Raw genomic sequence first — 9352 nt, forward strand, 5'->3', positions numbered from 1 at the left:
ATGTGACGACCAATCCGGATGGCAGCCTGACCATTGCCGGTACCTCGGAGCCAGGTAGTGCGGTGAGTGTGACGTACCCGGATGGCAGTACTGGCACCGTCACTGCAGCTGGCGACGGTTCTTACAGCCTTACCACGCCCGCCAATCAACCGACCGGCGATGTCGTGGCGACGGCGACGGATGCTGCTGGCAATGCCAGTACCGCCACCACCGTTTCCTATGTCGACGCCACTGCTCCGGTTGCACCCGTCGTCAATGTGACGACCAATCCGGATGGCAGCCTGACCATTGCCGGTACCTCGGAGCCAGGCAGCACGGTGAGTGTGACGTATCCGGACGGCAGCACCGGCACCGTCACTGCAGCTGGCGACGGTTCTTACAGCCTCACCACGCCCGTCAATCAACCGACCGGCGATGTCGTGGCGACGGCGACGGATGCTGCTGGTAATGCCAGTACGGCGACCACCGTCTCCTATGTCGATACCACGATACCCACCGCCCCCGTCGTCAATGTGACGACCAACTCGGATGGCAGCCTGACCATTGCCGGTACCTCGGAGCCAGGTAGTACGGTGAGTGTGACGTACCCGGACGGCAGTACTGGTACCGTCACTGCAGGTGGTGATGGTTCTTACAGCCTCACCACGCCCGTCAATCAACCGACCGGCGATGTCGTGGCCACGGCAGCTGATGCGGCTGGTAATACCAGTGCGGCCACCACCTTCTCCTATGTCGATGCGACTGCTCCGGTTGCACCCGTCGTCAATGTGACGACCAATCCGGATGGCAGCCTGACCATTGCCGGTACCTCGGAGCCAGGTAGTGCGGTGAGTGTGACGTACCCGGATGGCAGTACTGGCACCGTCACTGCAGCTGGCGACGGTTCTTACAGCCTTACCACGCCCGCCAATCAACCGACCGGCGATGTCGTGGCGACGGCGACGGATGCTGCTGGTAATGCCAGTACCGCCACCACCGTTTCCTATGTCGACGCCACTGCTCCGGTTGCACCCGTCGTCAATGTGACGACCAATCCGGATGGCAGCCTGACCATTGCCGGTACCTCGGAGCCAGGCAGCACGGTGAGTGTGACGTATCCGGACGGCAGCACCGGCACCGTCACTGCAGCTGGCGACGGTTCTTACAGCCTCACCACGCCCGCCAATCAACCGACCGGCGATGTCGTGGCGACTGCGACGGATGCTGCTGGTAATTCCAGTACCAACACCACCGTCTCCTATGTCGATGCGACTGCCCCAAGCGCACCGGCCGTTAGCGTTAAATCCAACTCTGATGGAAGCGTGACCGTCTCTGGTACCTCAGAGCCGGGCAGCTCAGTTGAGGTGACTTACCCGGATGGCACCACTGGCACTGTGAATGCCGGTATGGATGGCTCTTACACCACCACCTCGGCGGTTGCTCAACCGAGTGGTCAGGTATCTGCTTTCGCAACGGATGCGGCAGGTAACGTAGGTGCAGCTACGACAGTGACCTACGATATCGTCCCGCCGGTAGCGCCGAGCGCCAACGTTTCCACAAACTCGGACGGTAGTCTGACCGTCGAGGGTGTCTCCGAGTCAGGCACCACGGTGTCGGTGACTTATCCGGATGGCACTATCGGCACGGTCGCCGTTGGCACTGACGGTACTTACAGCATCACCTCGCCAGCCGACCAGCCAACCGGTGATGTCATCGCCACTGCAACCGACGCTGCAGGAAACATCAGTCCACCGACCACCGTGTCTTATGTGGATACCATCGCACCGACGACCTCCAGCATGATCGATAGTTTTTCCGATGATGTTGGCTTGATACAGAACGTGGCTTTGCCATCTGGCAGCAGTACGGATGACACCACGCCGACTCTCAATGGTGCTCTCACAGCGGAGCTGGTTACGGGAGAGCAGATCAATGTTTACCGTGATGGCACCCTGATTGGCCAGGCTACAGTTACTGGAACCGCATGGGCCTTCACTGATTCGACTCCGGCCGATGCTACGTACGCTTATACGGCGCGCATCGAGGATGCATCGGGCAACCTCGGTACGGTGTCCAACAGCTTCTTGTTGACGGTAGATACCGTCGTCCTCGACGACTCAAGTGACCATCGATGCGTTAACTGGTGACGACGTGATCAACGCCGCCGAGTCGAGTGGGGTGGTTACGGTGACCGGCACCATCAGCGGCGATTACAGCATCGGTGATGTGGTTACCCTGACCACTGCCGTTAGTACCTACACCGGCACGGTGGCGGCGGGCGGCATCTGGAGCGTCGACGTTGCCGCCGGTGGGCTGGGGGTTAATGGCAGCCAGGTCGCCCAGGTCAGCATCCTTGCTCATGATGTTGCTGGTAACTCGGGCGCCGTTACGGCTAGCCGTCCCTATGAGGTCAACACCAGCCCGCCTGCTGGTACCGCGCTGACGATCGACCGCGTGGCAGGTGACGATATCGTCAACGCCAGCGAGGCTGCGCCAAGCAACACGGAAACCATCAGTGGCAGTGTGACCGGAGAGTTCACCGCTGGTGATGTGGTGACACTGACCATTGGCAGTTTCACCACTACTACGACGGTGGGAGTGGGTGGTCTTTGGAGTGCAGACGTCGCTGGTGATGTGCTGGCAGCGGGCGCGAGCATCGAAGCCAGCCTGGTCGCTCGCAACGCTGTGGGTAACGAGGCGACGGTGACGGCCAGCCGTGCCTACGTGGTCGATACCGAGTTGCCGGACAATACCTCTACCACTCTCTTTTTCGATCCTGTCACTGCCGACAACATCGTCAATGCTAGCGAGGCCGCTACCACCTTGAATCTGTCTGGGAGCGTGACCGGTGATTACCAGGCCGGTGACGTCATCACGCTGGTCATCAATGGTGCGCAGTACAGTGGCAGCGTTGCTACGGGTGGCGCCTGGACGGTCACCAACGTCGCGGGCAGCGACCTGGCCGCCGATAGTGATCGCGTCATCGATGCTTCCCTGGCTGCCCGTGATAATGCAGGCAACGTCGGTACCATTGTTGGCCAGCATGGTTACATCGTGGATGTTGCAGTACCTGCCGCGCCGGGCCTGGTGGTCATCGACGACGTGGGTAGCATTGTCGGTGACGTCGCGAGTAACGGCGGGGTAACCGATGACACGACCCCGACTTACCAAGGCACCGGGGAGATCGGGGCTACCATCAGTCTTGTGATCAACAATGCCGCTGCAGTGAGTGTACTTGTAGACGGCGATGGCAACTGGGCCTACACGGCACCTTTGGCGGTTATCGATGGCACCTATACCGTGGTTGCAACGCAGACCGATGTGGCGGGTAATGTCAGCAACTCGGTGAGTACTCAGTTCAATGTGGATACCCAGGCACCAACTGCGCAGGACGGTTACGACGTCGCGATCTCTTCCTACACCGATGATGTTCAGCCGCAAACCGGCGTGTTTCTGGACGGCAGCCGCACCAATGACACTTCACCGCTGCTCAATGGAACGGTGGCAGGCCTGGTACCCGGTGATCGGGTGCTGGTCTACGAAGGCGCGACGTTATTGGGGGCTGCGACAGTCAATGCCGGCAGTTGGACGTTTCAGGTCGTCAACGCTGCCGAGGGCCCTCATAGCTACACCGCTACGGTGGTCGATGCCGCCGGTAATGAGGGAGTCGTTTCAGCCCCATTGAGCCTGATCGTGGACATCACTGCGCCAAGTGCAGCCGATGGTTATGCCGTTGCCATCACCGGTTACGTCGATGATGTGGACCCACAGACCGGTACCTTCTCGAGTGGCACCAGCACCAATGACGCATCGCCCTTGTTGAATGGCACGGTAGCTGGTTTGACGAGTGGGGATCAGGTGCAAATCTACGAAGGCAGCACGTTGCTGGGGAGTGCGGCAGTCAGTGGCGGAGGCTGGACGTTTCAGGTCGCCAACGCGCTGGACGGTGCCCATACCTATACAGCCGTCGTGGTGGATGCAGCCGGTAACCAGGGCGTGACTTCAAATGCCTTCACCCTGATCGTCGATACTCAGGCGCCCAGCGCTGCAGATGGTTATGCCGTAGTCATCACGACATTCACCGACGATGTCGAGGCTTCGGTCGGCGACTACCCGAGCGGTACCTCGACCAATGACAGCTCACCCTTGCTCAGTGGAAGCGTGGCGGGCTTGCAGTCAGGTGACTATATCCGTATCTATCAGGGCAGTACGCTGTTGGGCATTGCTGATGTCAACGGTGGTGTCTGGAGCTTTCAGGTAACTGGCGCCAGTGACGGGAGCTACAGCTATGTGGCGAAGGTGGTCGATGCTGCAGGTAACGAGGGGTTGGAGTCCGCTCCATTCGAGCTGACCATCGACACCGCGCCGCCGCCACAAACTGCAACCATCGAAAGTTTCTCCGACGACTCCGAACCGTCCACTGGAGATTTCGCCAGTGGCTCCACCACGGATGACCCTACGCCAGTACTCAATGGCAGTCTGTCCGCAGCTATCGACGCTACCGATACCGTCCTCATTTACGAGGGTACAACCCTGCTGGGAAGCGCCATTGTCAGCGGAACTACCTGGACATTCGCCATCCCTGATCAGACGCTGGTAGGCGGTTCACTGCACACCTACACGGCCGTCGTGGCTGACCAGGCTGGTAATGAGGGTCAGCAATCAGCGGGATTTACCCTGATCAGTGTGGTCGAGATCAATGCCCAAACCACACTCGACACCACGCCGATCATCAGTGGGCGCATTCCTTACAGTCTCGTGGATGGTGCGCAGCTGGACGTCACAGTCAATGGCAAGACCTATACCTCGTCCGACGGCTCGGTCGTTGTCGATAGCCTGAACTCGACCTGGTATGTACAAATTCCGGCTGGCGATACGCTGGCTGTAGGGACATATCAGGTCCAGGCTCAAATCCTCAACGGAGATGGCACCGCGGGTGCTCAGGACGTGCAAACGGATGAACTGATCGTGGCACCAACACCGGATGCCACCTTTGGTGCCGCTGGCGGGGATGGCAACAACAAAGGCACGACGGTCACCATGAGCAACAGTGGCAACTGGGAGTTCTTCAGCAATCAGGTGGTGTACAGCAGCACCGGTACCGACAGCGCCACTATCGCCCAGTACAGTGGAACGACATTGACCAGCAATACCGGCGGCGCGGGGTTTGGCGCTGGCAATATGAACATGGTGCAGAACGCGACCTATATCGATATCAACCGCGATGGTTACATGGACATTGTCGGGATCGACAGCCGTTACAGCAATGGTCAGCAGATGTTCATCAACAATGGCGACGGTACCTACACGGCTCAGCAGATGGCTGACACCAATGCATCAGGCGACAATCTGGCTAATGTTTACAGTTGGTACGGTGGCGTGATCGCCATCGATTTCCGTGGTGACGGCTACGTCGATGTGGTTTTCGGTGATCAAACTCCAAACGATGCAAGCGCCCCAGGGGGGTACAACTCGCAGTTCGTTCAGAACAACTCGGGGGTATTCATCAAGGACGCTGTCTACACCTTTACCCGTGCCAATGGTGGCCAGAACACTGGAAACGCAACGCCTGATCAAGAGCTTTCAGGGGTCGATCTCGATAATGACGGTACTGTCGATGTGGTATTCCATGCCACCGACGGCAGCAACAAGATCGGTGCGGCTGACTCGACCGGAACCGCTACCAGCAGCAATTCCGCGCGCCTGGTGGTGGTGAAGAACGACGGCGCAGGTGGCTTCATCACTAGCCAGATAATCAACAACGCCGTGCTGTTCACCGGGGATCCAAACATTGCCAACGAGCCGTCAATGACCTGGGCCGATTACAACGGTGATGGATACATGGACCTGTTCATGGGGCGGGTCCATGGCGCCAACGCGGCGGCCCAGAACAACAGCACCATTTTCTTCAACGACGGGGCTGGCAATCTGGCCTCTACCGACGCTGCGGGTGTTGGTACCGCCACCGGGACCTACCAATTCAACGATACCGTGCGAGGCGGGGCATCGCTGGCGTTGGATTGGAACGGCGATGGCCGCATGGATATCATCGAGGCGCCACAGATCGGGGAGGGCACAGCAGCCGTTGCGGGCACCGTCAATCTGTATATCAACCAGACCTCCGGTGGTACCTCCAGTTTCGACACCAGTTACCTGCAGCCCAACGACGTCTTTGGCAGCAATCCGGCAACAGCCAGCACGTTCAGCGGTGCCATAAACGCATCTGGTGTGGTGACGGGCAACCCTGTCACTGGAATGATCAGTGTCGACATCGATTATGACGGCGCCAAGGATCTGTTGATCTTTACCAGCAATGGCACCACCACCTATGTCCGTAATACCAATGCGATCGCAGACGACACCAGCATGCATGTGCGTATTGTCGACCCTCAAGGCATCACTGCCTACTTTGGCAACACCGTGAAACTGGTGAACTCCGCAGGGGTCGTGGTTTCGACGCAGATCATCAATCCGCAGTCCGGCGGGCAAACCAACGACAGTACCAGTCTCGTGGATTTTTACGGCCTTGATCCCAACGAAACCTACAGCATCGTCCTGTTACGCAACACGAACGGTACCGCTAGCCATGTGGGCGCGGAGAGCGTTGTGGCCGGCTCCAACATCCAGAGCGTCAACAGCACCTGGGGTGGATTGAAGGCCGGTGAGGCCGATTCGGCCTATGTGCTCACTGCGCAGGGCGAGGCTGAACCTTCCAATACCGTCGGTGCGGGTGTGGTGGGGACAGGGTATAACGATACGTTCTTCGCCACGCTCGGGACTAGCCGCTACGAGGGAGGGGGAGGTACCACGGAAGCCTCGAACTACAAGTCATGGGCCAGTAATGGGGGGATGGATATCGTGGACTTCAAGTTGGCGGATAGCACTGCGCTGACCATCGACTTGACCTTGACCGCGGCTCAGAACACCGGTTGGAATACGGTGACGCTCAGTGACATCGAGGGGGTCGCAGGTGCCGCAGGCAATGACACATTCACCGACGACGAACGTGATAATTTCTTCGAGGGGCGCGGTGGCAACGACACCTTCAACCTGATCAACGGTGGCCGTGACACCCTGCTCTATAAGGTGTTGGAAGGGGCTGCTGGTGACGGTACCGGGGGGAACGGCTCCGACATTATCAATGGCTTCACTGTGGGTACCTGGCAGGCTACCCCAGACGCTGATCGGATCGATCTTTCGGAACTGCTGGTGGGATACACCGCAGGGGGAGGTGCTCGTTATATAAATGGTGTCGCTACTATCGCCGGTGACGAGACCATTGGGCAGTTCCTATCCGTGACCAGCAGCGGTGGTAGCACCACGGTAAGCATTGATCGTGACGGCGATGGCTCCGCATACAGCCCGACCGCTTTGGTGACTCTCAATGGCGTGAGTGTGGATCTTGCTACCCTGTTGGCGAATCAGCAGCTTGTAGTGGTTTAAAGCGCCATCTTCTCTCAATCGCGGTGGGCTGCGGGATAAGCCGCAGTCCAGTTTCGTGGCATCACCCTGTCATGTTAGCGGCTAAGTATCAGCGACTGTTCAGTCAATAAAGCCTTCTGGAATTCTCTTCAGTGTCTGGAGTCGTTTTAATGGCTTCGGATTATATGTCATTTGTTGGCTCTCGTTGTTCTCCTTTCTGAATTCCCTGCTTATGTAGCGGCGCTTTTCTGTGGCGTTGTTGAGTGGCCGTGATTTCTTCTTTTTATATTGTTTTTGATGTGAGTATCTAAAGTGTGCGTACGTGCGTGCCGGTTGGTTTGGTAGGCCTTTTAAACTTTCTGATAAGAGTGTTTGTCGATCATTATTTAGGGGTATGAGGTTTTCTATGCTTTTTTAGCGTTAAAAGAATATTGAATCAGCCGCTGGAGAAGTCCTTTACGGGGCAATTCGACCTCTGGCGCTGCTTGGTTTTTATAGGGTTCATTGGTTTTCAAGAGTTTAAGATCCGGGCGCACGTGGGGCTGCGTGCTTTTAATTGTCAAATCGTCGAAAACTCTCTGTAGCCCATTCCATAGGGCTTTGCGCATTGAATTGGCAGCGCGGAGTTCACTTTTCCTCGGCTCGAAATCCCCTAAATCTGAACAAATCTGACGTTTTGGGCTTCGGGGGCAGGGGCGCGGTTATTTTGCTGGCATCCACAGATTTATGTCTGCCATGCAAATGCCGAGGTTATATTTTATGGAAAGGTTGATTTCAGTTGTAGATAAGGTCACTCATGAAGAAGTGTTGGCCTCTGGACTTGAACTCACGCTTGGTTCGCCATCGGTTGTCCAATTGACGGCCAAGCGCTCCGAAATAAAAAACGTAGAACGCCAAGGTGATCAACTAACGGTTACGCTGGAGTCGGGTGCTGTAATTCGTATAAATGGTTTCTTTGCGGCAGAAGGTGCTCCGCAGCATGATCTGGTTTTGCTCGATGATGAAAATCAGTTATGGCACGTACAGATATCGGAAGAAGGTTTTGTCGATCAGTTTGTTGCTATCGAGTCCGTCGAGCCGCTGCTGTTTAACGAGTCCTTTGATCTTTCTACGATCGCCTGGGCGCTGGGAGGGCTCGCTCTCGTCGGGGGCGCGGCAGGCGTCAGCAGTGGCGGCGGAAGCAGTCGCGTAAAGAACGAAGCGCCGCAGGATACGACGCCGCCTGCCGCCCCCGTTTTTTCTGTTGTTGCCAATGCAGACGGCAGCGTAACCATTTCCGGGGTGAGCGATGCAGGTGACACGATTTCGGTTGTCTATCCCGATGGTACTGCTGCAGCCGTGACTGCGGGAAGTGACGGCTCCTACAGTATTACCTCTCCTGCCAATCAGCCGTCGGGCGATCTGGTTGCCGTGGCTACCGATGCCGCAGGCAACGCCAGTGCAGCAACGATTGTTTCCTACGTCGATGCCACGGCACCTCAAGCTCCAGTGGCTAATGTGATCACCAACCCTGACGGCAGCCTGACCGTCGCTGGTACTTCCGAACCAGGCAGCACCGTCAGCGTGACCAATCCAGACGGCACTACCGAAACCGTCACTGCCGGTGCCGACGGTTCCTACAGCATCACCACACCAGCCAATCAGCCTTCGGGTGATGTGGTGGTTGTGGCTACGGATGCCGCTGGCAATGTCAGTGCGCAAACCACCATTTCCTATGTCGACGCCACGGCACCCGATGCTCCTACGGCTGAAGTGACCGTCAATGCTGACGGCAGTCTGACCGTCGCTGGTACCTCCGAATCAGGTAGTTCGGTTGCAGTAACTAGTCCTGATGGCAGCACGAATACGGTTTCGGCCGATGCAGATGGCTCTTACAGCACGACTACCTCAGCCAATCAGCCGTCGGGTGATGTGGTTGTCGTAGCTACGGATGCGGCGGGCAATGTCAGCG

General features: G+C 57.6%; 3 protein-coding genes. All 3 read left to right on the forward strand.

The genetic code is table 11. From position 1 onward, the window contains the following. Nucleotides 1-2126, forward strand: a 2126-nt coding sequence (locus tag QRN22_RS25020) for an Ig-like domain-containing protein (RefSeq protein WP_285404393.1), incomplete at its 5' end; no start/stop codon positions are given. Next, nucleotides 2101-7422 (forward strand): Ig-like domain-containing protein, encoded by a 5322-nt coding sequence (locus QRN22_RS25025; protein ID WP_042553189.1) that lies wholly within the window; start codon nt 2101-2103, stop codon nt 7420-7422. The genes QRN22_RS25020 and QRN22_RS25025, both read left to right, overlap by 26 nt. Before the next feature lie 738 nt (nt 7423-8160). Beyond that, on the forward strand, nt 8161-9352 hold a 1192-nt coding region (locus QRN22_RS25030), incomplete at its 3' end, for an Ig-like domain-containing protein (RefSeq protein ID WP_285404397.1).

Source organism: Pseudomonas sp. MEJ086 (genome assembly GCF_030209025.1).
GTDB lineage: Bacteria > Pseudomonadota > Gammaproteobacteria > Pseudomonadales > Pseudomonadaceae > Aquipseudomonas > Aquipseudomonas fulva_A.